At 42.3% G+C, this 24,975-nt stretch carries 24 protein-coding genes; 5 read left to right on the top strand and 19 right to left on the bottom strand.

Features of this window, described 5'->3' with window-relative positions:
- Positions 1 to 226: 226 nt before the first annotated feature.
- From hflX to F8R90_RS25490, 8 genes are all read right to left on the bottom strand, one after another.
- On the bottom strand, positions 227 to 1,996 hold the full coding sequence (gene hflX, locus F8R90_RS25525; RefSeq protein ID WP_196513033.1) for a GTPase HflX: 1,770 nt from the start codon (positions 1,994 to 1,996) through the stop codon (positions 227 to 229).
- A gap of 168 nt (positions 1,997 to 2,164) precedes the next feature.
- Positions 2,165 to 3,136, bottom strand: a complete 972-nt coding sequence (gene cofG / locus F8R90_RS25520; RefSeq protein WP_196512995.1) for a 7,8-didemethyl-8-hydroxy-5-deazariboflavin synthase subunit CofG — start codon at positions 3,134 to 3,136, stop codon at positions 2,165 to 2,167.
- Between the two features lie 332 nt (positions 3,137 to 3,468).
- On the bottom strand, positions 3,469 to 4,446 hold the full coding sequence (locus tag F8R90_RS25515) for an XdhC family protein (RefSeq protein WP_196512994.1): 978 nt from the start codon (positions 4,444 to 4,446) through the stop codon (positions 3,469 to 3,471).
- A 49-nt stretch (positions 4,447 to 4,495) separates the two neighbouring features.
- Positions 4,496 to 7,180 (bottom strand): molybdopterin-dependent oxidoreductase, encoded by a 2,685-nt coding sequence (locus F8R90_RS25510; protein WP_196512993.1) that lies wholly within the window; start codon positions 7,178 to 7,180, stop codon positions 4,496 to 4,498.
- Positions 7,165 to 7,968: an FAD binding domain-containing protein gene (locus F8R90_RS25505; protein ID WP_196512992.1), complete on the bottom strand. Its 804-nt coding sequence runs from the start codon at positions 7,966 to 7,968 to the stop codon at positions 7,165 to 7,167. Before F8R90_RS25505 ends, F8R90_RS25510 begins: the two co-directional genes overlap by 16 nt.
- A gap of 35 nt (positions 7,969 to 8,003) precedes the next feature.
- The gene (locus tag F8R90_RS25500; RefSeq protein WP_196512991.1) at positions 8,004 to 8,576 is read right to left on the bottom strand and encodes an ureidoglycolate lyase; all 573 of its coding nucleotides are present in this window, start codon (positions 8,574 to 8,576) and stop codon (positions 8,004 to 8,006) included.
- 67 nt (positions 8,577 to 8,643) lie between these two features.
- Positions 8,644 to 9,498, bottom strand: a complete 855-nt coding sequence (locus F8R90_RS25495; protein WP_196513032.1) for a polysaccharide deacetylase family protein — start codon at positions 9,496 to 9,498, stop codon at positions 8,644 to 8,646.
- Between the two features lie 167 nt (positions 9,499 to 9,665).
- Positions 9,666 to 10,598: a polysaccharide deacetylase family protein gene (locus F8R90_RS25490; RefSeq protein ID WP_331000715.1), complete on the bottom strand. Its 933-nt coding sequence runs from the start codon at positions 10,596 to 10,598 to the stop codon at positions 9,666 to 9,668.
- 343 nt (positions 10,599 to 10,941) lie between these two features.
- On the opposite strand from F8R90_RS25490, the gene F8R90_RS25485 reads away from it, so the two are divergent.
- Positions 10,942 to 11,454 carry a DUF3122 domain-containing protein gene (locus tag F8R90_RS25485; RefSeq protein ID WP_230966828.1) on the top strand — a complete coding sequence of 171 codons (513 nt, stop codon included), beginning with the start codon at positions 10,942 to 10,944 and terminating at the stop codon, positions 11,452 to 11,454.
- A 147-nt stretch (positions 11,455 to 11,601) separates the two neighbouring features.
- On the opposite strand, the gene F8R90_RS25480 is transcribed toward F8R90_RS25485, so the two are convergent.
- Both F8R90_RS25480 and F8R90_RS25475 read right to left on the bottom strand, forming a co-directional pair.
- The gene (locus F8R90_RS25480) at positions 11,602 to 11,892 is read right to left on the bottom strand and encodes a hypothetical protein (protein WP_196512989.1); all 291 of its coding nucleotides are present in this window, start codon (positions 11,890 to 11,892) and stop codon (positions 11,602 to 11,604) included.
- 237 nt (positions 11,893 to 12,129) lie between these two features.
- Positions 12,130 to 12,969 carry a prephenate/arogenate dehydrogenase gene (locus tag F8R90_RS25475; RefSeq protein ID WP_196513030.1) on the bottom strand — a complete coding sequence of 280 codons (840 nt, stop codon included), beginning with the start codon at positions 12,967 to 12,969 and terminating at the stop codon, positions 12,130 to 12,132.
- A 70-nt stretch (positions 12,970 to 13,039) separates the two neighbouring features.
- Between F8R90_RS25475 and F8R90_RS25470 the strand changes: the two genes are divergently transcribed.
- The 3 genes from F8R90_RS25470 (at position 13,040) to F8R90_RS25460 (ending at position 16,202) form a co-directional block, all read left to right on the top strand.
- Complete coding sequence (locus F8R90_RS25470) at positions 13,040 to 14,608, top strand: pentapeptide repeat-containing protein (RefSeq protein WP_196513029.1); 1,569 nt, start codon at positions 13,040 to 13,042, stop codon at positions 14,606 to 14,608.
- 45 nt (positions 14,609 to 14,653) lie between these two features.
- Positions 14,654 to 15,247: a DUF1517 domain-containing protein gene (locus F8R90_RS25465; RefSeq protein WP_190901703.1), complete on the top strand. Its 594-nt coding sequence runs from the start codon at positions 14,654 to 14,656 to the stop codon at positions 15,245 to 15,247.
- 70 nt (positions 15,248 to 15,317) lie between these two features.
- Positions 15,318 to 16,202 carry a hypothetical protein gene (locus F8R90_RS25460; RefSeq protein ID WP_196512988.1) on the top strand — a complete coding sequence of 295 codons (885 nt, stop codon included), beginning with the start codon at positions 15,318 to 15,320 and terminating at the stop codon, positions 16,200 to 16,202.
- A gap of 130 nt (positions 16,203 to 16,332) precedes the next feature.
- On the opposite strand, the gene F8R90_RS25455 is transcribed toward F8R90_RS25460, so the two are convergent.
- The 7 genes from F8R90_RS25455 to F8R90_RS25425 all read right to left on the bottom strand — a co-directional run bounded on the left by F8R90_RS25455 (position 16,333) and on the right by F8R90_RS25425 (position 20,954).
- A complete protein-coding gene (locus tag F8R90_RS25455) occupies positions 16,333 to 16,611 on the bottom strand; it encodes a hypothetical protein (protein ID WP_196512987.1) in 279 nt (92 codons plus the stop codon).
- Between the two features lie 194 nt (positions 16,612 to 16,805).
- The gene (locus F8R90_RS25450) at positions 16,806 to 17,579 is read right to left on the bottom strand and encodes a hypothetical protein (protein WP_196512986.1); all 774 of its coding nucleotides are present in this window, start codon (positions 17,577 to 17,579) and stop codon (positions 16,806 to 16,808) included.
- Positions 17,580 to 17,643: 64 nt separating this feature from the next.
- Entirely contained in the window at positions 17,644 to 17,823 is a 180-nt protein-coding gene (locus F8R90_RS25445; RefSeq protein ID WP_196512985.1) for a hypothetical protein, read from the bottom strand.
- Entirely contained in the window at positions 17,786 to 18,193 is a 408-nt protein-coding gene (locus F8R90_RS25440; RefSeq protein WP_196513028.1) for a hypothetical protein, read from the bottom strand. Before F8R90_RS25440 ends, F8R90_RS25445 begins: the two co-directional genes overlap by 38 nt.
- Positions 18,194 to 18,465: 272 nt before the next feature.
- The gene (locus tag F8R90_RS25435) at positions 18,466 to 19,116 is read right to left on the bottom strand and encodes a hypothetical protein (protein ID WP_230966826.1); all 651 of its coding nucleotides are present in this window, start codon (positions 19,114 to 19,116) and stop codon (positions 18,466 to 18,468) included.
- A gap of 202 nt (positions 19,117 to 19,318) precedes the next feature.
- A complete protein-coding gene (locus tag F8R90_RS25430; protein WP_196512984.1) occupies positions 19,319 to 20,419 on the bottom strand; it encodes a D-alanine--D-alanine ligase family protein in 1,101 nt (366 codons plus the stop codon).
- A gap of 148 nt (positions 20,420 to 20,567) precedes the next feature.
- Positions 20,568 to 20,954 (bottom strand): hypothetical protein, encoded by a 387-nt coding sequence (locus tag F8R90_RS25425; RefSeq protein ID WP_230966824.1) that lies wholly within the window; start codon positions 20,952 to 20,954, stop codon positions 20,568 to 20,570.
- 197 nt (positions 20,955 to 21,151) lie between these two features.
- Between F8R90_RS25425 and F8R90_RS25420 the strand changes: the two genes are divergently transcribed.
- Positions 21,152 to 22,843 (top strand): NAD-binding protein, encoded by a 1,692-nt coding sequence (locus F8R90_RS25420; protein ID WP_196512983.1) that lies wholly within the window; start codon positions 21,152 to 21,154, stop codon positions 22,841 to 22,843.
- A gap of 43 nt (positions 22,844 to 22,886) precedes the next feature.
- Here F8R90_RS25420 and def read toward each other — a convergent pair whose 3' ends face one another.
- Positions 22,887 to 23,417, bottom strand: a complete 531-nt coding sequence (gene def, locus F8R90_RS25415) for a peptide deformylase (protein WP_196512982.1) — start codon at positions 23,415 to 23,417, stop codon at positions 22,887 to 22,889.
- A gap of 159 nt (positions 23,418 to 23,576) precedes the next feature.
- Positions 23,577 to 24,749, bottom strand: a complete 1,173-nt coding sequence (locus tag F8R90_RS25410; protein ID WP_230966867.1) for an HhoA/HhoB/HtrA family serine endopeptidase — start codon at positions 24,747 to 24,749, stop codon at positions 23,577 to 23,579.
- Positions 24,750 to 24,975 lie beyond the last annotated feature (226 nt).

Here is a 24,975-nt window from a genome sequence, read left to right as displayed (position 1 = left end):
ACAAAATGGTAAAACTCAGTTGCTAATGATGGGAATTTGCTGTTTGCTATCCATGTAAAATCAGATGCACCCATTGACGCTCTTTTACTACTCTAGAGATTCAATTAGAAGTTGTCTATAATACCAGTCCTAGTTCAAAAAGACTTTATTTTTGGCTTTATATAACAAAAAACCCAGTATTAGTACTGGGTCTCTTTAAAACTAAAAATAGATTGAAATTCAGTGTTTACCGGGAATCAACAGCATATTCAATTAGCTTGGCAAGGCGCTGACGTAGGGTTTCTAATCCCAAGCGCTGACTTGCAGAAATAAACACCGCTAGGGGGAATTCTTCTCTAGCTAAAGCTAGTGTCTCACTATTAGCTTGATCAATCTTGTTAAAAACAACCAGCGCCGGCCCGGGAGTTATTGGCATTTGTGCCAGGATTTCTCTGACTGAGCGAATATGACGCAACCAAGCCGGATGAGACAAATCCACCAAATGTAGTAGGGCATCGGCTTCTGTGACTTCCTCCAAAGTGGCGCGGAAGGCATCCATTAACGATGCAGGCAGTTCGTGTATGAACCCTACCGTATCTGTAATGAGAATTTCTTGATGTTCATTTGTTTCGCCATAAGGAATCACTAGGCGGCGGGTGGTAGGATCGAGAGTGGCAAATAACTGGTCGGCTGTATAAACTTCTGCATTCGTGAGAGCATTCAGCAAAGTGGACTTGCCAGCGTTGGTATATCCAACTAAAGCCACTGAAGGAACTTCCCGATGCTGCCGTCGCTGCCGTAACCGCGAACGATGGGCTTGTAACTGGTTCACTTCTTTTTGCAGTCGGGAAATGCGCTGCCCAATGGCACGGCGTTCAGTTTCCAGTTTGGTTTCACCAGGGCCACGAGTCCCAATACCACCACCTAATCGGGACATGGTGCGTCCTCTACCAGCTAGTCGCGGCTGCATGTATTCTAGCTGTGCTAGTTCTACTTGTAACTTCCCAGCGCGGGACTGAGCGCGTTGAGCAAAGATATCTAAAATTACTTCGGTGCGGTCAACCACCCGGATACCAATTTGCATTTCTAAGTTGCGGACTTGGGAGGGTGAGAGGTCGCGGTCAAAGACGACGAGATTAACCCCTAGTGTTTGGGCCGTTAGGGCAATTTCTTGCACCTTACCTTCGCCAACTACGGTTTGGGGATGAACGCGCGATCGCTTTTGTTGTATTGTCTGTAATACATCTCCCCCAGCAGTATCAACTAAACGTGCCAATTCCACTAGGGTGTCTTGGAATTGTAGGGGAGTCATCTCACTGGTCATCAGCCCCACAATCAGCACGCGATCGTGGTCAGCATCTACTTCCTGGGCGATAAATTCGCGCTGGAATTCCGCTTCCAGATTTTCTACCAAGTCTACTAAATCCTGGTCTGCCAGATCATCCAAATCCAGAGGTGGCGATATATTCCAACTTGGGGATTGGATTTGTTTAGAGTGAGCGAAGCCGAATTGGCTTTCTTCTACTTTGACAGCAGCAGGACTAGGAATCAGGGTGCGAGAGTCTTGGGGTGTCAGATGAGCTAGATAAGCTTCTTTGACATACCCAGTTGCACCGCCTCCCCGCCGTGTAAATCCCGTTCCGGTAATATTTAGGACAACAAGGGCATCTAAGCGTTGTAGTGCCATAGCCGTGAGCGCCGCTTCGTTGGGCGGTTCTGGCTTCAGATGGGTGGCAATACAACGAATACCACTGAGTCGTTCTGCACCGTAACGGGGCAATTCCATCGGTGGTATTTGCGTTTGACGCGGTGTGCCTACCCCAACGCGAATCACTTGTCCGCGACGGTTGATGTAGGCGCACACAGGCTGATTGACTTCTGTGCTAATTGCTGCCAGACGCTGGGAAAACTCAGGCGTGGTGATGCGATCGCCTGGTATACGCTGGTGATACAGCCGCTGTAGTTGCTTCAGCTGGCTGGACTTCAAACCTTGGAGATTTCCAAAAATAGTCTCTATAGGCGTTTATGACCAGTTAAATGGCCCCCCGAATCCTTATATGTCTATTTTACAACAGGGTTTAGGCTCCTATCTCTCTCCTTTGAGGGATGCATTGTGAATTAGTTCACGGCGGCTATTGATTTGACGCTATTTTGGTGGTGTTTGTCTGCACCTCGGCGAGCCATGTTAAACCAATAACATAGCATTCCGCGATCGCTTCACCGCTGTTTGTAATTCTCCCGACAACCAGCTATCAAATTGCGGATAAACTGGCGATCGCGGCACCAATTCCCACCTAGCAGGCTGTAAAATTTCTCTCAAAGCCTGTTCCTGAACATGGGGATAATCAGGATTCACTTCATCTTTTGGCCCAATTCCACCTAAATCTCGCGCACCAGCTTCAATACAAGCAAGTAACCATCGCTCATCCTTAACTAAATTCGGGGGAATTTGAATAGTAATATCTGGTGGTAAAATTTGACGTGCCCTAAAAATTACTTCTGGCAATTGATGGGGATCAAAAGGTGGTGCATCAAAAGTTTGCTGATGTCCAGGACTATGAGGTTGCAGGATGACTTCTTGAATGTGATGATAACGTTGGTGCAAGTCAGATATAGCTTCTAAAGTTTCCCACCAATCATCAGCGGTTTCTCCAATTCCTAACAGTAACCCAGTTGTAAAAGGAATCTGCAACTCTCCCGCCCATTGCAATTGTTGTAAACGAACTTCTGGTAATTTACTCGGTGCGTGCCGATGCACAGTATTTAATAATGCTGGTGTTAACTGTTCCAACATCAGCCCCATCGAAACATTCACACACTTGAGCTTTTCCATCTCTTTAAAACTCAATGGCCCTGCATTGGTGTGTGGTAAAAAACCCATTGCAAGCACTAACTCACACAAATCATAAATCCGTTGAAACCACGCTTGACGTTTTGGCGATTGGGGATGCACTTCCCCGCTAAGGATAAGGATTTCACAGACTTTTTCGCTTTGAAGTGATTTTAAAATACTTTCTGCATCTGAGATACTCATCCATGCACTTTTACCCGGTTCACTGCGAAAATTGCAGTAACTACAGCGATTAAAACACTCGTAAGTAGGAACAATTGTATAAGCAGGACTATAGGTGACAAGACGACTATTATTAATTGGCATAAGCAGGATAATTTATTAGTAAAAATAACGTTCCTATTACGGTTATGATATGGACGTACAATATCAACAGTTCATCCATTAATTATGCAACACGACTTTTTTTGTATCGGAGTTAATAGTTTATCGGTCTCTAGCTGTTCAATTACTAATATACTTTTTAGGGTAAGTAAACTATCAGGCGAATTTGTCAGCGATAATCAGCAACTAAAGTAGGAGATGTTTACCAACTATTATTAGGCGCAAAATTTTTTTATGGTAAGATAGAAACTTTTGCCGAGCTGCAAGCGTGGAGAGGATTAAGGGTTAAGGTGCAATGACTGTAGGAATCATAACTAATTATCGAGACTTAAATTGTTTTCAGATAAAGAAGTTCCAGTACCACCACGACGAACTTTAATTAACTCAGCACAGATACTAACAGCGATTTCCTCTGGCGTTAAAGCACCAATATCTAAACCAATTGGTGCATATATTTGATCTAAAAATTCCGGCTCGTAACCTTCATTTTGCAGTATTTTGTACACAGTGCTGACTCGTTTATTGCTGCCAACCATGCCAATATATTTTACTTTATACTTGCATAGCAGACGTAAAACTGCTAAGTCTTGTAGATAACCTCTGGTAACTAAAGCGACATATAAAATAGTATTTTTATTTAATATTTCTTGAATTGAGTTGATAGGTTGTGCTAGCACCCGCGAGGCTTCAGGAAATCTTTCTTTTGTGGCAAAGTCTGAGCGATCGTCTTGTACAATAACTTGAAAACCTGCTATATGGGCAACCTGCGCGAGGAAAACGGCAATATGTCCTGCACCAATAATCAATAATGTTGGTGGTGGTAGTAAAGGTTCAATTAATGCTGTGGTGTGTAAAGATGCAATTACTTCTGTTTCTAGGAGTAGGTAAGGTTTTTCATCTGTATTAAAGGGCGTGATAATTGTTCCAGATCGCCCAGATGTTAAACTATCTATAATTTGATTAACTAAGTTTAAGCTTTCACTACCTGACCATAACTCTAACAATACCTGCATTGTGCCACCACAAACGCCTTGAGTTTCTCGTTGTCGTGCACCAGATAAATCAATTTCTACAAATTGTTTTTTACCTGTTTTTAGTACTTGCAAAGCTTGCTGATAAACTTTTGCTTCCCCAGCACCACCGCCAATTGTTCCCACTGTTTTACCATCGGCGCTAATGAACATTTTCGCACCTACTTCTCTGGGTGTGGAACCTTTGATACTAGTGACGGTGGCTAAAACTACAGCACTTTTTTTTAAAGTTTTTGCTAGTTGTTGATAGAAGTTAAGCATGATGAGAACAAACCGCAGAGGCGCAGAGTACACAGAGGAAGAAAAGAGTTTAAGGTGAAGAGTTATTTAGTTGTCGCCAAACTCTTTCGGGTGTCATGGGGAGTTGGTATAGTCTACAACCTGTGGCGTTAGCGTTATGCGAAGCGATCGCAAGCGCAGCGCGAATCGCATTTGCAATAGCTGGCGCTGTACAATTGGTGGTAATTTCCCCGACACCTTTAGCACCAAATGGGCCGTGGGGGTCGGCTTGTTCTATTAAAATTACTTCTATTGGTGGCATATCTGCCGCTGTGGGGATGCGATATTCTCGCAATGTTGAGTTTAAAATACATCCTTGTTCATCAAATAATAGTTCTTCACTTAAAGCATAGCCAATTCCCATTGCTATTCCACCGATTGCTTGTCCGTGACAAATTCGCGGATTAATTGCTTTACCTAAATCAATTGCTTGCACACATCGTAAAACTTGAATTTTACCTGTTTCTATATCAACTTCTACTTCCACACCTTGAACAGCAAAAGTTAAAGTTGATTCATCTGCTGCATAAGTTACCTCTTCACTTATTTCTTCTCTGCTTCCTTTGTGTCTCTGCGGTTCGTTTTCTAATCTCTTATGTAATTTTTCAGCCGCTAATTTGACTGCTTGTCCAGAAATGTAAACTGTTGCAGAAGCATAAGAACCAGCATCAAAAGGTGTTTGTTGAGTATCTCCAGAGATAATATTAATATCTGCAACACTCACACCTAAAACTTCTGCTGCTATTTGCCGTAAGGTAGTATCTGAACCAGTCCCAACATCTACGGAACCAGTTCTTAATTCATATTTACTATCAGCTAAAAGTGTTAATTTAACTTTGGCAATGTGGATTTTAGATAATCCGCTACCTTGCATAGAAATGGCAAATCCCACACCACGGCGGCGATAACCTTCTACGCTTGGTGGTGTACCAGGAACGTAACCAAGTGACTGCGTAACTTTTTCCCAGCATTCAAGAACGCCGTAACTACCAATTAAATTAAAATGGTCTTCCGACTTCCCTAAATTAATTACATCTCCCGGACGAATCAGATTTTTCAAACGCATTTCTATAGGGTTAATATTGAGCTTGTGAGCAATTTCATCGATTTGACTTTCAATTGCAAAAGTGCCTTGAGTTGCACCATAACCGCGAAATGCACCCGCTGGCATTGTATTTGTATAGACTGCAAAACCCCGCAATCTTTTATTTGGACAACGATATAAACCTAGAGGGATATAACCTGATAAAAATACTACTGTCTGTCCATGATTGCCATAAGCACCTGTGTTACCAATTATTTCCATATCTTGGGCAACAAGTGTACCATCTGCCTTGACACCACTTTTGATTTTGATTGTCATCGCATGGCGGCTATTTGTGGCTGTAAATTCCTCTTTCCTGGTAAATTCCCACTGCACGGGTTTACCTGTGCGGAGGGTTGCTAAAACACAGAGGTCTTCTGATAAGATTTCTTGTTTGTTACCAAATCCACCGCCAAGTTGGGCTTTATAAACACGAATTTTATCTTGAGGGAAGTTGAAAATTTTTGAGAGTAACCGCTGACAGTGAAATGGAACTTGGGTACTGGTACGCACAACTAGAGTACCATCTGATTCTAGCCAACTAATAGTAATATGGGGTTCTAGGTGAACGTGTTGTACTGCTGGTAATTTGTAAGTGTTTTCGACAATTAAATCTGATTCGGAAAAGCCCTTTTCTAAATCACCAGATTCAAGAAAAATTTGTCCAGCAATGTTGCGGTTCCTATCAGGAATTTGTAATGATTCTGGTTCATCATGAATCACAACGCCGCTATCATTCGTTGCTTGCATGGGGTCGATAATATATGGTAATATTTCATAATCGACGGTAATTAGTTGACAAGCTTGTTCGGCAATAATTGGTGATTCTGCAACTACAGCAGCAATGCGATCGCCTACAAATCTTACTTTATTATCTAATAGGTAATGATCTAACGGATCGGGTACTGGTTCGGCGTGTCCGGCGGTGGTATAAGGTATTCTGGGTACATCTTCGTGGGTGAAAATTGCAACAACGCCGGGGAGTGCTTTGGCTTCTTGGGTGTCAATTTTGCAGATACGGGCGTGGGGATGAGGCGATCGCAGTACTTTAAGATGTAATAATCCAGATGGTGAAATATCTCCTGTATAGGACGCTTTTCCGCTGACAATTGCTGCACCATCCTGTTTGGGAATGCTTTCTCCTACTGAGTGGCGAGTGGGGAGTGGGGAGTTTTGAGTAGGGAGTGAGGAGTTTTGAGAAAGTCGAATACTGTCAATAATCGCTTGGTATCCAGTACAGCGACAGAGGTTTCCTTTTAAAGCTAAACGCAATTCATCTTCTGATAATTCCGGCAATTTTATTGCACTCATAATCATTCCAGGAGTGCAAAAACCACATTGAAAACCTTGTGCTTCCAGAAATGCTTGCTGCATCGGCGCAAGTTTACCATTCTGGGAAAGTCCTTCAATAGTAGTTACCGATTGATTTTTAATTCGCATTGCCGGATAAATGCAACTATGGATAGGTGTATTATTTACCCAAACTGTACAAGCACCACAATCGCCAGAATCGCAAACACGATGAACACTAAAGCAGCCTAATTGACGTAATAAACTTAAAAGGCTAGTTCCAGGGTGACAAGTTTGTGTATAAGATTGATTATTAACTTCAAATTTTAAGTTTTCTGGCATAATAAAGCTGATAGCGATCGCTTGATTAAAACTGCCGTTAATTCTCGACGATAAATTGCACTCGCCTTGGCATCTTCAATAAAATTTACCTTCTGTAAAAACGCGAAATCTTTCATCTCTACATCGTCAAATTCTAGCAGTTGGGGTGCAGCAACACTAGCACCAATAACACAGCGCACTTGTTGATAATTGCTAGTGCTTACCACAATTGCTAAAGCTGGGTCAGTTGCTGTAATTCCAAAGCGTTGATAATTAATTTTCCATTTTAAATGGGATAATGGAATCAAAACCCGCCTTAATATTTCTCCTGGTTGCAAAATTGTGGATTTAAAACCAAGCTGAAAATCTTTTGCCGCGACTTGATGTAACTCTCCTTTAATATTGTAAATTTCATAAGTTGCACTCAAGGCCACCATTAATGGTGCTAAGGTTCCCACTGATAAAGCAAGACAAATATTACCTCCCACTGTTGCTACATTAATTATTTTTAATGATGCTGCTAGTCCATTAATCGCACTTTTTAATCCCTCGACTGCTGTCCATTCTGCTAACCAGGGATATTCTAATAATTTAATTAATGGACAAGTCGCACCAATAGCTAAATAATTTTCTTCAACCTCAATTTCTGACCATCCTAAATGCTGAATGTCTACCAATACTTTTAGATATGGTTGTGGTTCGGAAAATAGCCACGTTCCACCAGCTAACCAAGCCCAACTTTCACCCCAATTGGTGATAGTTTGAATATTCTCAGGATTTAAATAAGTTTCGACATTTGGCAAATCCATCTTTTATTTAAACGCAGAGGTTTTTCAGGGTTGTATTAAATATCTAGCTGAATTGTATAGCCTAATCTTTTGGGTAGGGAAATCTTATAAACATCGCCTTGATTCATCTCGTCTGGTGTCTGCATTTGATTTAAGGCAGTGACGACTTCATCAGAATTTGCCGTGAGAATGATGACGGAGCGATCGCAAGCTATGGGAAAATCATGCCAGGTGCCAATATGTAGCAATAATCCGTAGCCAGGGGAGAACCGCAATGCTTTCACTTGATTTAAGTCTGGCAAGGTTTCGCCATTATCGTGATTAGGCGATGCTAACACCATAATAAATGGTGATTGTCCCAAACCGATAAACATTTGGGTCATGTGCATATGGCGTTCTAGCCAGATTATCGGTGGATATCCTGGCATGATTTTTGCTGTTCTGAAGGTTGCTGTTCCCCGATAGCTAAAGTCAATATTGTCGCCTTCTATTACTCTTTCTTGATAAAAGGGAATTCCTAATCCAGGTTTGCTGACTTCATCGCCTAATAGATGTCCATAAGGTTTGATGTTTTCTGTGTCGGCTTCGATTACAGGGATTTTTAGAATTTGGTTTTGTGAAATAGTCATAGTTTTAACGTAGACACGTAGTGGCTTGCCGCAAGTTACCGCAGAGGATGCAGAGAGAGGAATGATTTTATTGTGATTGATTTATCCAATTGTAAATACCTTCGCCTGTAGCTAGCCAAGTATCAGGTTTATTTTTAATATGTAGTAAACATTGTTTCAAATATTTTAACCGCAGTGGTTGACCAACAATAAATGGATGCAAGCCAATTGCCATTACTCGTCCTTGGGATTCTCCATCTTGCCAGAGTTGGTCAAATTGGTCTATTATTGCTTGGGCAAATTCTACACCAGAAAATCGGTTACTCAAACATAAGCTAATATCATTTGCTTCTATGGTATAAGGAATAGCCAACAAACGACCATTGGGTAATGGATACCAATAAGGTTGGTCATCGTTTGCCCAGTCAGCGGTGTAAACAATTCCGGCTGAATACAATAATTCAAAAGTTGATTCGGTAATCGAAAATCCTGGAGTTAACCAGCCTTTAGGTGTTTTTCCAGTAGCTTGATGTAGCAAAATTAGAGTTCTATCAATTATATCTATTTCTGTTTCCCGATCCATGCCACTATGACCAGTAGAATTATTAATGCCATGTGCCATCACTTCCCAGCCATATTTCTGTATGGCTGCCATAATTTCGGGGTAAAATGTACAAATTTCGCCGTTAACTGCGGCTGTTACCGGAATTTCTAATTCGGCAAATAGTTCAAATAAACGCCAAATACCAACACGATTCCCATAGTCTCGCCAACCATAGTTAGCAATTTCTGGATAACTATTTAAATGAGGTTGAATTGCTGTTCCTAGTGTGCCAAAACTGAAATGTTCTACATTCATCACCACCCACACAGCAACTCTGGCATTATTCGGCAATTTTAATCCTGGACGTTGCGTAATCGGTTGAAAAAATGGAGGCTGCATCATGAACAATTAAAAATTAAAAATTAAAAATTTATTCTTTTCGCAAGCAAGTAGGTACAGTTGATACTGATTACTCCAAATTCAAAACTCCTAATGAGTAGGACAAAAAGGTAGTCACTAATTTACCTAGTGTCGCCAAAATTTGAGGTGTAGCTGCCCGTAGCATATCACTGATGATTAAGCTGATGATTTGGATGTTCATGATTTGTGACGACAGGTGATGCTGCTGTTACCAAATTTTTTTCTTGGGCTTGGATTTCCAGTAGTTGAATAATTGTCACAAATCTATAACCCTGCGCCTTCAAAGCATTGATAATTTGTGGTAAAGCTTGGACAGTCCGAGAACGATTGCCACCACCATCATGCATCAGGACAATTGCCCCTGGTTTGGCGTTGTTTAGCACATTTTTGACCAATGTTGGCACTTGAGGCGAAGGACGTTTAGCGTCTCCCGACTCTTGTGACCACATCATGACAGCGTAATTCTGATTTTTGGCGTAGTCGGCTAATCCATTATTCAAAAAGCCGCCAGGAGGACGAAACAAAGTAGTTTTCACTCCTGTAGTCTTGTAGATGATGTCTGCTGTGTGATTTATTTCATTAGCCGCAGTAGCTGCGTCCATGTGACGATACCAATGATGCCATGTATGATTCCCAATTACATGACCATCAGCAGCCACTTGCTTGGCAACTTGGGGAAAAGACTTTACCATTTGCCCAAGCATAAAGAATGTCGCTTTAATATTATTTTTCTTCAAAATTTCTAAAATCTGTACCGTATTTTTGGGGTCAGGGCCATCATCAAAGGTCAAAGCGATGACTTTCTCATTTGCTTTTAGTTTCGCCTGATAAATGATTGTTCCCTGAAAAGGCTTTGGTACTTCATTCATCTGGTCTTTAGCTGGGGTGATAGACTCTGCATCTGCACTCATTTTCCTACCTAAACTCGTTTTAGCACTCTCGCCTTTTGGCTTTTGAATTTCGAACAGATGGTCAAGTTTAGTTGTGCCTACAAGCAGACTGGTACCCCCACTAGCTACACCAGCAAGCAATGTAATAACTACTACCTTTAATAACGGTGATAATTTAAGATTAGACACATTAAATCTCCTTAAATATTAGTCATTAGGCATTGGGAAGAATTTAGTCCCTATTATTTACTCCCTCATCCCCCCACTTCCCTATTACATCACTCGTACTCTGTTGTAAATTAATATCTCTGCTGCCAAAATAAAAAAGAATAAAAGACTTTGAAAAATTCCAGATAAAGCTAATAGGAGTCCGAATTTAATTTGCACTAACTCGCCGCCTACATACAAAAGTGCCATTAGTAAGCAGGAGAAATGCTAGGGCTTAGTTAACCAATAGAGTCCCTTCTGAATTCTGACATCTTGGCGGAGCATCTTCGGCTCTGTTCCTGAATTTTGCTGTAAAATGTGTCACATGAAGCGAAAATTTCAACAATATTTCTGGTGTTGTGCCCTAGTAGTGTTTCTAGTATTAACTGGATGTGGATGGAGTGTGCAATCAGCACAAGCACTGCTACGTCAACACCATGACTCTCCGGGTGTCTTACGCTACCACTCACAAGTATCCATCAAAGATGAAAAAGGATATGCTTGGCAAGTACTGCTGTTCAAACAGAATTACACTAGTGCAGTAAAAGACTTACGATTGCGCTTGGTTGCTTTTCCTAATGTTGTTGAAATTGCTCACCACCAACCATTATTGATTGAGACAGCAGCAGGAAGATTACTGAATGCATCGGATGCATACGCTTTAGCTGAACCCGTCCCCAATGTGGGCGAATATAACTTAACTGATATCTTACCGAAATTACCAAAAACTGAAGCACTCAAACTCTATGTGCCACTCTCTGGTGGACAGCAATTAATTCTCAACATATCCAACACTGTAGTCACTGAGTGGCAATGGCTAGTTAAAGAGATTGATTGATTTTATGCACCTAAAGTTTAATGTAAAAGCATTCAACATAAGAATAACTCAATGGTGATGTGGGGCATGATAACTGCTTTCAAAGCCAGAAATTCCAGTCTTCATACGCTTATAGCCTCCCATCCCACATCACACGCAGCATTAATGTTAGTCTTGAGACTCCTCAGAGATAGTTTCCGATTCGGTTTCAAGTTCTTCTGTTTGGACTTTGACTGGAGGTTTAACGGGTTTTGGTCCACGCGCTAGGGCAGGATTCCCCTGCTGTCTGTTTTCATCCCCATAGGATGCTTTTTTCCCAGTGCCAGACGAGCGATTACGGCTCGGTTTGGAGCTTTTGGGGTTGGATTCAATAGGAGCTATAGAATCCGTATTTTCGGAGTTATTGTCAGTGCTTGCTTGGGACTGACGTTCCGATTTCTTGATTGGGCGTTCTACCATTGTTGATTTTTGTAAATTTATCTGTATAGTACATCAGTTTGGTGACGATAAAACTGGCGAGTAGCATTTTGTAAAGATTTTGCTGTTACAATTATTAAATGGCTATATTTATTGATTTGCTAAGAAAGCAGCTACGCGGCTTGATTAACTACCTCAAAAAGCATTCACAACCAATAAACAATTAACTCACAAAATGTTGAAATGGGTGCGTTATCAATAACATAACGCACCCTTAAACTAATCAACAAAATTAGGTCGTGCCTTACCAGTTGATTTCAACTTTTGCTCTAAAACTGCCCAATTTTCTTGCTCAATTAAGTTAGTCAACTCATCGAGATTTTGGCGATACTGTTGCAGCGATCGCAGCAATGCTTGACGATTATACCGCGCCATCATCACGCCTAATTCTGAATTTCCACCACCCACACGGCTGGTATCCCGAAAACCTGAACTAGCTAACTTTTGGGCTAATTCCAACACATCGGGGTCAGTTTCACTCAAACAAGCAGCAATCAAGGAGGAACTGACCATTACAGGTAAATGGGAAATCCAACTAACAGCGCGGTCATGTTGCTCAGGTTGACAATGGTAGATATTAGCCCCAAGCGATCGCACAATTTCTTCCACAACCGTAATTGCACTAATTGGTGTTGTAGATATCGGTGTTAATACATAAGGCTTATCAACAAATAAATGTCGCTGTGCAGCTTCTATTCCACTGTCTGTCCTTCCCGCCATTGGGTGACCGCCGATAAAATTATCCCACAGGGGAGAAATCGCCTTGACTATCTGTGCTTTCGCCGAACCCACATCAGTTACGACGGTAGTGGTAGATAAATGAGCGATCAACTGTTCAAATTGGGGCACAATAAGCGCTAGAGGTGTACAAATAAATACAACCTCTGCGGCTGCCAATAGACTCAGATCAACGGATGCTTCATCAACACTGCCGAGAGCAACTGCCTTTTGACAGGTTGATTCACGGCGACTGACTCCTAAGATATGATGTCCTTGCGATCGCAAATCAAAACCCAAAGATCCGCCTATCAGTCCCAGTCCTAAAATCCCAATATTCATTTTTGATTTTGACATTCCGTTTTTTATGACTTTACCAACTATTAAAGTTGGCATCCAAGGGGTAGCATCAATGACTGTAGAGGAATTACTGGAACAATACGCAGCAGGAGTCTTAAACTTTAGTGGTGTTGACCTCGCGGAAGCTAACCTGAGTGGGGCCAAACTCACTGGCGTAAATCTTAGCGATGCTAATTTGAGTATAGTCAACCTAAGTGGCGCGAATCTGAGTGAAGCTAACTTGAGCAATGCCAAGCTGAATGTAGCAAGACTAAGTGGGGCGAATCTATGTAGCGCCATCCTAAACAACGCCAGCCTCAACGTCGCTAATTTGATTCGAGCGGATCTGGGTCGCGCTCAACTTAGAGGAGCCACGTTGATCCGCGCCGAGTTAATTCGCGCTGATCTCAGTCGCGCCGACTTGTCGGAGGCTGACCTCACCAGTGCCGATTTGCGAGAGGCGACACTCCGCCAAGCGAATCTCCGTCACGCTAACTTGAGTGAAGCTGTCTTAAGAGGCGCTTTCTTGACAGGAGCAAACTTAGAGATGGCTAACTTAAATGCCAGTGATCTCAGTCGTTCTGACATTAGCGGCGCAAATTTACGAGATGCCGAACTCAGACAAGCGAATCTCAGCCATGCTAACTTGAGCGGAGCAGATTTGAGCGGGGCGAACCTCCGATGGGCAGATTTGAGCGGCGCAAATCTCCGGTGGGCAGATTTGAGCGGTGCAAAATTGAGCGGAGCTAGTTTAATTGGCGCAGATTTAAGCAATGCCAATTTAACAAATACAATTTTCATCCACGCCGATTTAACTCAGGCAAAATTAATTAGGGCGGAATGGATTGGTGCTGACTTAACAGGAGCAACATTAACTGGAGCAAAGCTTTATGCCACCTCCAGGTTTGGTTTAAAAACTGAAGGCATGATTTGTGAATGGGTTGATCTTAGCCCCGCAGGCGATCGCTCCATTATCCAAAAGTTTCATTCGGAAGACTCACGAGACTTTTTTAACGAAACACCGCCAACAATCCGAATTATTGTTGATGCGCCCATAGAACACGAAGCTAATTTTGCGATCGCTGGCGCTTACTATCAAATTGCTCAGGAATACCGGGGACTGAAACAACCTCCAAGCATCGAAAGTAGTCGTCGTCGAACTGTTTTCACATTTCATGTAGATAGCGATGAAGCATTATTTCCTACTGCTTACATTGTGATTCTTCCCTTTCTAGATGCAGCATCTACCCAAAAGAATATTTCCAGTCTGGTGGAAATTATTAACAGTGAAGTTGTTGCAAACCAAGATTTAAAATCGCCCCAGATGCTGAAACAATTAAATATTCTTCTAGATCAAGCCATGAGTCAGGCTACAACAATTAAACAGATGAAAAAAAATATCGAAGTAGCCGCAAAGTTAAATTTTTGCAAAGCCCCAACCCAAATAGTTTTAACGAATTCCAGCGCCCACACTTTGATGGTTTATGACCATCCCAACTTTGGGAAAAGATTTATTAATCGTTCTGCACTCAATGCTTTAATTTATGATGATATAGCCACTGAATCAACAAAATATGATATATTACCCTCGTTAAATATGGTTATGGAATTTGTCAAGGGATTTCACTATATTAGTCATTAGTTATTAAAGTCAAAACTAATGAAAAAATAAAATTTGGAGGAAAGAATGCGCGATACCTTTAATAAAATGATCGGTCGAACTCGCTATGTAGTATTTCGCCTATTTCTGCACTTAGGAGGAGGTGAGGTAGCACCAATTTTGGGAGTATTAAATAGTGCTGGACGGGATGCGATCGATGCCGATGGCGACTTAGAAGTTTTGGGAGAAGGATTGGTAGAAATTAGCCAAACCTTATTGCAATACGATGAATATTGGCTTTCTGCTGCCAACGAAGGCGATGTATTTTTTGATGAAGGCGAGGCAGGAGATTACGTGAATGAATTATTTACTGACTCTGCCCAAAGATATCTCAGTGAACCAGATTACAGTTCTGACTCTGGATTGAATGAACCTTTATCTATACCTGTAACCCGCAACGTCATTGTGATGCTTACAGTAGCTTATGAAGGAGAAGTACCAGAGTTAGAAACTGATCTTTCTAACGTTCAGGCACTCAAGGAAGGATTGAAAGCATTGATAAATTTGCATTATAAACATAGATTGAAGGCAATCCAAGTACATTTCTCGCCAGCACAGTTAGGCGATGAACTCACTAGCGATCAACTATTGCAATATTACCCAGAATTGATTCCTTTGTAATCTGTTGGGTAGTCCGTACTTACTACTCACATCGAGAAATTGTTAAGCTCAGAGATAGGACAATAATCCAATGATCATGACCATAGTACGTAAATTTACAGCCGTTTTTTTAGCTCTGAGTTTGTGTATGACAACTGTTGCTTGCGGTGGGGGAAACGAAACTACCCCTCCGGCTAAGAACGTTAGCCAAACCTCCACTAACACAAAGTTGAGTGACGGAGAGTATCAAATACAACAAGCTACATACGACGATGCAACTGGTGAGTATAACCTGTTTTTACTTAACAATAAGCCCCCAACCTTTGCAACCGAAAATTTGCAAATGGCACGGTTAACTGATGATGAAATTAAGCAGGGTAAAAAGACATATCTAAAGGTAGATAAAGGACAACCAGTTTTATATCTAACGGAAGACTTTAAAATTGAGTACGTCCACAACGTTACCGAGAATAAAACCAATCCTCAAACAGGACAACAAGAGACAGTTGTAGTCCGTCGAGAAAATAGCTTCTGGGCACCCTTTGCTGGGTCTGTGGCTGGTAGCTTGGCCGGTCAGGCAATTGGTAGTATGTTGTTTAGACCTCAGTATTATGTACCCCCTGTCTATCAATCAGGACAAGGATTAACTGGCTTTGGTGGATATGGCGGAAGCTATGGCCAAGCAGTTCAAAGCTACCAAACTCGGTACAACACGCAACCCGCAGCCGTGAGAAATCGCACTGCGTTCCGCAATACAGGAACAATTAGAAGGTCATATCCTGGAAATTCAACTGTACGCAATACACCGCGTAGTACTACAGGTAATAATCGTCCTTCTGGTTCTGGTTTTGGTGGTAGTACGTTGCGGCCCTCTGGCAGAGCTACTTCACCCAGACGCAACTCTGGTAGTGGTTTTGGTAGTGGGCGTAGTACAGCACCTCGCCGCTCAAGTGGTTTTGGCAGCAGACGCCGTTAGGAAATTCCAAATTCAATAAATAGACTGCCTAACAAGTAAAGGTAGTTGTGCACAACGAAGCCGGAGGGTAATAAGTCAAACCTCTGGCTTCTCTTTAATATCTATGCAATTGGTGAGGAGAAATTATTAATTATTCAGTTAAATAATATGAAATACTAAATACAAATATTGCTAAAATAACAGAAATCATTTTATTAAAGTCTATTTGCTTTTTTTGAACCATTTCTAAACAAGACATTGGAACCATCAAAGGCCAGAAGATAGTTGTTACCAGAAATATCACAACCGATAAAAATTTATCTTCTGGAGTGGAAGCAGGATGACGTAGAGAAAATATTAACCAATTGCTTAAAAAATAGCATGTCATTAACAAGTAACCAATAGTTAAAGTCAGTTGTATTTGATTCACCGTAAGTACTCCTGAAGTTATGTGAGCTTCACCAAACATTAACCGTACAAAGTTATAACATATACAGTCGGAACCTTACCCCCGTATTTGCTGGCACAAAAATACCCCTCTCCTTGGTAAGGAGAGGGGTTGGGGGTGAGGTTGAAAAATTTACTTCATGTAAACCAGAACTGCTATAACCATGAGAGCAATAATTAAGCAGTCTTAAAAAATCGAATAATTTCGCGGACATGATCGAGAAATTGTCCATCACTAGAAAGTTGTGCGATCGCATTTCTGGTCTCTCTCCCCAAACGCTCATGTTCAGTTTGATTTGTCGCCCGTAATTCTTCTAAATTAGCCGCAATCCGGGCTAAATCTTTACGAGTCTCTTCGGCAAAGCGTTGTTGAGTTGCGGGTAATGAATAAGATTGTTCTGGGTTGAGTTGCTCCTCTAATAACTGGATTTTTTGTTCCAATATAGAGAAGCGATCGCGCAGTTCAAAAATATCTTCGCGCGGATACTTCCATTCTTGGCGAATCATCGCTAACCGTATATATAAATACTCATACGCCCGAATCGCTGGACGCAGAATTGTTAATAACAAAGCTGCACCAGAACTTATATATCCAACCGTACTAATACCAGTGGCAGCAAGAGTATAAAGACCAACGGCTGAGAACAAGTGTAAAGCAATGGCAACCCAGAGCGATCGCTTTGCCAACACTGTCACATATTTTACTTGTTTCTCATCAACTGGAATGCCTTTCTCAGTTGATTGTGCTGCTTCTGCTAAGACTTCTTTCGCTTGAAAATGCACATTCCACGGTACTGTAACAATTACCAACAGCCACCAAAAACTTGCACCACCAATCACCCAATCAAGAAAATTACCAGCAGGGATATGCAACCATTGCAGTAAGCCAAAAGCCACCAGCACCGAAACCACAATTCCAATAATGGAACTGATGAAAAAGTTGATATACATTTTGCCCTGTCTCCGGTGAAACTATCACCTCGATCATGATTATAGCCCAGCAGTTATACGGGAATCATTGTGATGGTTTTTCTATTTGCACACACCAGTTTTTCGATGAAATAGCTACGCCAATTAGGTTGAGTATCTTTGCTAGCCTTTTGGCGAAAGTAGCAGCAGAAATAGATTGTGATGGTTTTTCTAGTTGCACATTCCAGCTATTCGATAAGATAGCTACGCCAAATTGATTGAGCATCTTTACTACCTTTTTCTGGAAGCAGCAATCGCCAGGTTTTGCCTTCTTGCTGAATTTGTAGGTAAACGTCAAAAGGTTTTTTTGGTTGCGTCAAGCGCCGTTTTGGTAGTTTTACAATCAAGTCGTAGGTTCCCCGAACGCGGAAAGCTGGTAAATTTTCAATCGTTAGAGGTTGTTCTTGGGTAATTGATAGCCGCTTGATTTCAAATCCTTGAAAATCTAGATCCAACTGTTGGCTAAGTTTTTGTTGAGTTTGCTCTAGCCCAAGTGCGATCGCTTTTTGCACTAACTCGCTAGTCGGTAGCAGTCCAATACTGCCACAAGCTGTCACTAACACCAGCAATATTGCTGTCAAAACTAACCGCACTATGTTATTCACTGCTTGATCTGCTATTTTCAACCTTATCAGTTTAACTGGACAGACTGCTGCTTTTTTTTTCAGCAAGATCATTTTTTAAGCGCGTTCACCGCAACCCTTCTCCTTAGCAAAGAGAAGGGAGTGTTTGCGTCAGCAAATACGGGGTGGGGTTGCACCGAAGTGAGAACAGCTATATATCCTCTAGATATTAGTAAAGGCACGGTATAACCGTGCCTTAATTCGCAAAAAATATTATTTTGAAAGGTTTTTGCTTTACAGGAACTTTAATACTGGCGTAAAATTGCAGACAATGAACTATCTTTACGAAGATCCATCAAGTCTGCCAAAGAGTCTGTGCGCATATCCAAGTGGTGCTTGTGTTCTGCTGGCAGAACCGTCACCAAATGTTTTGTTTTAGGTCGCATCTGCATCATAGGCATCAGTTGTGGCTGTGGCACAAAGATTGGCTGGTTCTTGGGAAGGCGTGGCTCCAATCTTTGGTAATGGTTCTGTGCCAAGCGTGCCTGATGACGGTTAATCTGTTTTTGGACTTTTTGCGGTTGGGTTGTCCGGTTGAGCATTCGGAAAATGAGCAAGGAACCACTACCACAGCTGAAGACGATCGCAGCCACCATCCATAAAGGTGTAGGATTACTATTCTCGGAAGGCGCATTGATTGGTTCTTCAACTATAACTGGGATTTTTTCTGGTTCTTCTTGTGTTACCTGTCCAGCATTACCTAAGCTATACAGGGCAAAGGCACCACCTCCTAAAAACATGGCTAAACACCCAGTTAACAATAGCCAAGGATGATGTGCAACCAGATATATCAGAACGTTCGAGCTTTGTTTTAATCTCGATTTCCTGTTTGTCAGCTCTGGAGTAGCCCCTCTTAGTTGGGTTCGCTCGCGCTGTACACTCTGACTTTTTTCCATGATTACTTTCAGATTTGTACCCCTCTAGTCAATAAATTGTACTGGAGGAGTTAAGCATCAGGTATCCGTAACAAAAGTTCAGATTTAAGTAGCTTTTTTGTAAAATATAGGCTACTAAATCTGGCTAAATTTTGCCAAAATTCTGTATTTATTGTGACTTTTTACTGTAAAAATTTAAAAATCAGTTCGTTTGTTTTCTCTGTTAGCTAGGAGAATGCCTTTCAAGAGCAAGTTGAATTAACCGATCAACTAATTCTGGAAAGGAGACTCCACTATGGGCCCAAAGTTGGGGGTACATACTAGTCGCAGTAAAGCCTGGCAACGTATTTATTTCATTAATCAAAACTTCTTTTGTCGCTTCCACGTAGAAAAAATCTACCCTTGCTAACCCCGCAGCATCAACCGCTGCAAAAGCTTGTAAAGCCATGTCCTGAATTTGACGGGCGATCGCATCTGGAAGTTGTGCAGGGATCAGTAAATCTGCGCGGCCCTCAGTATACTTAGTTTCATAATCATAAAAATCGCTGTCATAAGTAATCTCTCCAATGACAGAGGCTTGAGGTTGGTCGTTTCCTAAAACAGCACACTCGACTTCCCTGGCTACGACACCAGCTTCCACAACCAGCCTTCGGTCATAACTAGCAGCATTATCTAAAGCGGCTTCTAATTCTTGGCGCGATCGCACTTTGGCAATACCCACTGATGAACCCAAATTAGCAGGCTTAACAAAAGCGGGATAACCTAATACTGCCTCAATTTCATCACACAATTTCGGAAATACGCAAGGATTAGACCAAACTTGCGCTCTAGTTATCGCCTTATATTTTACCTGTGCTAGTCCGGCTTGCTCAAAGGCCATTTTCATGGCGATTTTATCCATCCCCACTGCCGAACCTAACACCCCAGAACCAACAAAGGGGACTTGCATCAAAGTGAGTAACCCTTGAATTGTTCCATCTTCACCGTTGGGGCCGTGGAGAATGGGAAACCAAACATCTACATCCGCAACTTGAGAGGGATATTGCCACTTGCTGAGGGTTTGAGCTTGAGGGTTGGATGTGAGATTTCCAGCAGATGTTGATTGTTCAGATTCCAGTAGCGGAGTGCCGGTTTCTAAAACCTTTTGGGGTGCGTCTCCGGCTAGCCAGCGTCCATCTTTTTGGATGTAAAAAGGCAGTATTTTGTACTTACTAGCATTTTGCTCTGCACTTAAGGCTTTAGCGATCGCCTGTGCTGATTTGATTGAAACTTCATGTTCTCCCGAACGACCGCCAAACAGTAACCCTACGCGCAGCTTTGCCATTTTCGGTTCCTCCACACTCCTCAAGCAGATAGCGTATCACAACCTACAAAAATTGCCATATTTTTCTATATTATTTTATTGGCTGTTTTTATTAGCTGTTGAAGCCCCTGCCTAGAAAAACTCTCCTATTTAAGGAGTTAGTAAGGAGTTAGTCAGCTATCGCCCATCTGACATAAGGGCGAGAAGCCACTACACTTTTGTAAGTGATTAGGCTAAGGGGTGCATCAATTTTGCGCAAATCCACACGGAAATAAGCTTTTTTATTCTTAAATTCTACATTGTAGAAATTATATCCCTGCCCACGAGTTTGACCTACACAAGAAGCATAATTGCTCCGTAAAGGTGAAACAAATTCCACAAACTGCTTATTAGATGAAACTAATTTAGTTGTATCTGCAAACTCTCTGGTATCAGCCACTACCGTATGTTCAGCACCGCCTTCGTAAGGGAGAAGAAACCACCACAGTCCAATTGTTTGAGGACATGTACCACTGCTACGTTGTACGAAAGCAAAACTAAAACCTTTTACCCTCAATCATCAAATTTATAATCCTCTTCCTGCCTTCTGCCTCCTGCCGATGCTCGCGGACTCGCTAACGCTGCGCTATCCTGCCTCCTGCCTCCGATTGAAATAATCGTGTTGTCAGCTACAGTTATATTCCCGGAAATTGGGCAACAATATTGGTAAATAACTAGAAATGCAGCCCTGCCTGTAAAAAATGCTGCCGTTTCATGAAACCCCGAATTATTGTTTGTGGCTTAGGACGTACCGGATATAAAACCTTTCGTTTGCTGAGAGACCAGGGAGCCTTAGTTGTTGGCATTCATCACCAATCTATCCCTGGCGAAACAGCAGGGGATGTGATTGTTGGCGATTTACAAGCAGCTGCTACCTTAACAGCAGCAGGAATTCAAGAGGCACACACTTTAGTCATCTCTGGCTCTAAAGATGCTCTGAATTTGTCTATTATGATGCAAGCGCGGATGCTGAATTCCCAGATTCGGATTATCAACCGTTTGTATAATACAAATTTGGGGGAACGCCTAGATCAAAGTTTGCCAGACCACTTGAGTATGAGTGTTGTGGGATTAGCAGCACCCGTATTCACCTTTGCAGCAATGGGAAACCGAGCGATCGGACAAATCAAATTATTTCAGCAAACTTGGCCGATTCATGAAGAATACATTGATGAAAATCACTTCTGGAAAGGTCGAAGGCTAAGTGAATTGTGGGAAGATCGATCGCGGATGCTGATTTATTACTTGCCAGTAAAAGGCGAGATGGATTTGGTATCAGCTGTCATATCTGGACAAGAGATAAAAGTAGGCGATCGCTTAATTATTGGTACACAACCCCGCCTTCGTTCTCACCGGAGATCGTTGATTAAAAAACTACTGAAAGTGCTAACTAATTTTAGTCAGTTTCAGCAACACGGGCGATCGGTAGTGGTGGGTGCTGTCGTGTTACTCGCAGTTATTCTGATTGCTACACTCACCTATATGTCGGCTGAGTTGAGTTTGTCTCCTGTCGATGCACTATATTTTTCTGTAGGCATGATTACTGGAGCGGGTGGTAATGACAAAGTAGTAGAAAATGCTCCCAACAGTATTAAATTATTTACCGTTGTGATGATGCTAGTTGGAGCAGTGGTTATTGGTATTTGGTATGCAATGCTCACCGATTTTGTCTTAGGAAGCCGCTTTAAGCAATTTTGGGATGCAGCCCGAATTCCCCAGCGATCTCACTACATTGTCTGTGGACTGAGTGGTATTGGAGTGAAAATTGTCCAGCAACTCCACGCCAGTGGACATGAAGTTGTAGTAGTTGAACCCGACTCCAACAACAAATATATCAACACTGCCCGCGAACTGGGTATTCCTGTAATTCAAGGCGATGCCAGTTTTCGTACAATCCTCAAAGCCAGCAATATAGACTCTGCCGCCGCAGTGCTTGCAGTGACTAGCAATGATGCTACCAATCTGGAAATTGCCCTCAAAGCCAAAGGCTTGACACCCAGCACTCCGGTGATTGTTCATTATGCCGATCCCGATTTTGCTGGCATAGCACAACAGCTATTTGACTTCGAGGCTGTACTGAGTCCTGCTGAACTGGCAGCCCCAGCTTTTGCTGCTGCTGCACTTGGGGGACGAATCCTCGGCAATGGCATCACAGCAGATAGTCTTTGGGTAGCTTTTGCAACTTTGATTACACCTTCACACGTCTTTTGTAGTCACTGGGTAAAAGATATAGCCATGTCTGGTGATTGTGTACCTTTGTACGTAGAAACAAATCACCAAACCCTTCATGGCTGGGATTTATTAGAAACTAATCTCAGTCCTGGAGATGTTTTATATATGACTATGCCAGCAACGCGACTATATCAATTGTGGCGGCATGAGCAAGTTTGCGAATCACACACTTAAATAATTCGTAATTCGTAATTAATAGACTACTCCCCACTCCCATTTATTTGTTAACTACTCGTTGTTGGTATTCCTGCTCAGTAATCATATCAAGAGTGCTTTCTAGGCGATCAACAAATACGATACCGTCGAGATGATCGGACTCGTGTTGAAAAATCCGAGCGATAAAATCGGTTAATTCTTGCTTTTGTAAGTTGCCTTGACGATCACTGTATTCCACTTCAATAGATTTATACCGAGGAATTAACCCTCTAATTCCTGGAACACTTAAACAACCTTCCCAATCTTTAACAACTTCAGTTGAATGAGCAATAATTTTGGGATTAATCATGGCAGTAGGTTCCATTTCCGGGGCGTTGGGATACCTGGCATTAGGACGGGAAGCCACAATAAATAAACGATAGGATTGTGCTACTTGAGGCGCAGCAATTCCCACACCGTTAGCTTTGGCAACAGTGGCAATTAAGTCTTTAATTAATTTTTGGATCTGCTCATCTTGAATATTCTCAACCCAAGCAGCTTTTTGGCGCAATGTTGGATTGCCTAATTGAATTATTGGCGCTAATTCAGTCATGATAAAACTCCTTTAAGCAATGGTTAGTAGGGCATTGGGCACTTGTACTGAGCTTTGCCGTAAAGCCTGCGGCATAGCTACGCTTAGGGCGTAGCCTCTAGTAGAGAAGTATTGGGCATTGGGGAAATTTTTATAACTCCTGCCTCCTGCCTCCTAACATCATCCTTCACGTCTTACAGGCAAAGGAGCAGGTTGAACTCCTATTTGGACAGTTTGCCCATTGCGTTCCACTTCTATTGGTAGATTGGTACCGATTTTGCTCTTTTCTACTAGCCTTTGTACTTCTTCAATTTTAGTAACAGGCTGGTTATTAATGCTTTTAATCACATCACCAACTCGTAGTCCAGCCACAGATGCAGGCGATCGCGGCACAATCTCAACCAGCAAAACTCCCTCTTCTGCTGTAAGATTTAAGCGATCGCCTGCTCTACTTTTTATTCTCTCTTTGATATCTGGTGTCAGTGTCACCATCTGAACGCCCAAATAAGGATGATCCACCTTGCCTGTAGCAATTAATTGCTGGGAAATTCTTTGCACAGTATTAATGGGGATAGCAAATCCCAAACCTTGAGCACCTCGAATAATAGCTGTGTTCATCGCAATTACTTGGCCACGAACATTTAGCAATGGGCCACCGGAATTACCAGGGTTAATCGCAGCATCAGTTTGGATGTAATCAACCCGCTTGTCACTAGCACCGATATCGCTACCAGAACGACCTGTAGCACTAATAATCCCAGAAGTTACGGTATTATTCAAGCCTAAAGGGTTGCCAATGGCAATTACTGCTTCTCCTGGTTGCAAAGCATCGGAATTACCCACAGCTAGGGTTGGCAGATTATTAGCATCGATTTCGATCACAGCCACATCAGTTACCGGATCTTCACCCAAAACTTTACCGTCAAAAGTTCGGCCATCTTTGAGTGTGACAGTCACTCTATCAGCACCATCTACCACATGAGAATTGGTCAAAATTTGGCCTGAGGAAGTAATGATAAATCCAGAGCCACTACCCCGCTCTACTCGTTCTCTAGGCTGTGGTACTGCACCTCCAAAAAACCGCCGAAATGATGGATCATTAAATTCGTTTGGTATGCGAGAAGTGATTGTTCGGGAAGAATCAATGCGAACTACCGCAGGCCCCACCTGTTGCACTACCTTCACCACAAAATTAGGATCTCCAGACGAAGAAAAAATCGGCGGGGGGACAATTACCGGATTAGGTTCTGTTGTCGTTTGGGTTTGAGTCTCGTTTTGCCGAGTCTCAAAGGTCTTAGCAGGTAAAAGAGAGCAGCTCCCCAATAACACCACTGCTAACCCATATGAGAGCATGGACAACCTATGGCGTAAACCCCTTCCGAAGAGGGGCACTTCGCTTGAGGAAATGGCCCCATCCCCCTTGCTCCCTGCTCCCTGCTCCCTTGCCTCTTTTTCAATCTTTTTGGGCGCTAAGTGATGGTTTGTTGTCTTCATGTGTCGTTGCTTCTCCGTATCAGTCAGTGGATGTTAGGATCTTGCCTACTGGGTATGTCCCAAAATGATTACAAGTTAAAAGCTT

The sequence above is a fragment of the Nostoc sp. NZL genome (genome assembly GCF_015714705.1).
GTDB lineage: Bacteria > Cyanobacteriota > Cyanobacteriia > Cyanobacteriales > Nostocaceae > Nostoc > Nostoc foliaceum_A.
The sequence above is the reverse complement of the archived record's forward strand: the minus strand, read 5'-3'. Positions and strand labels throughout refer to the sequence as shown.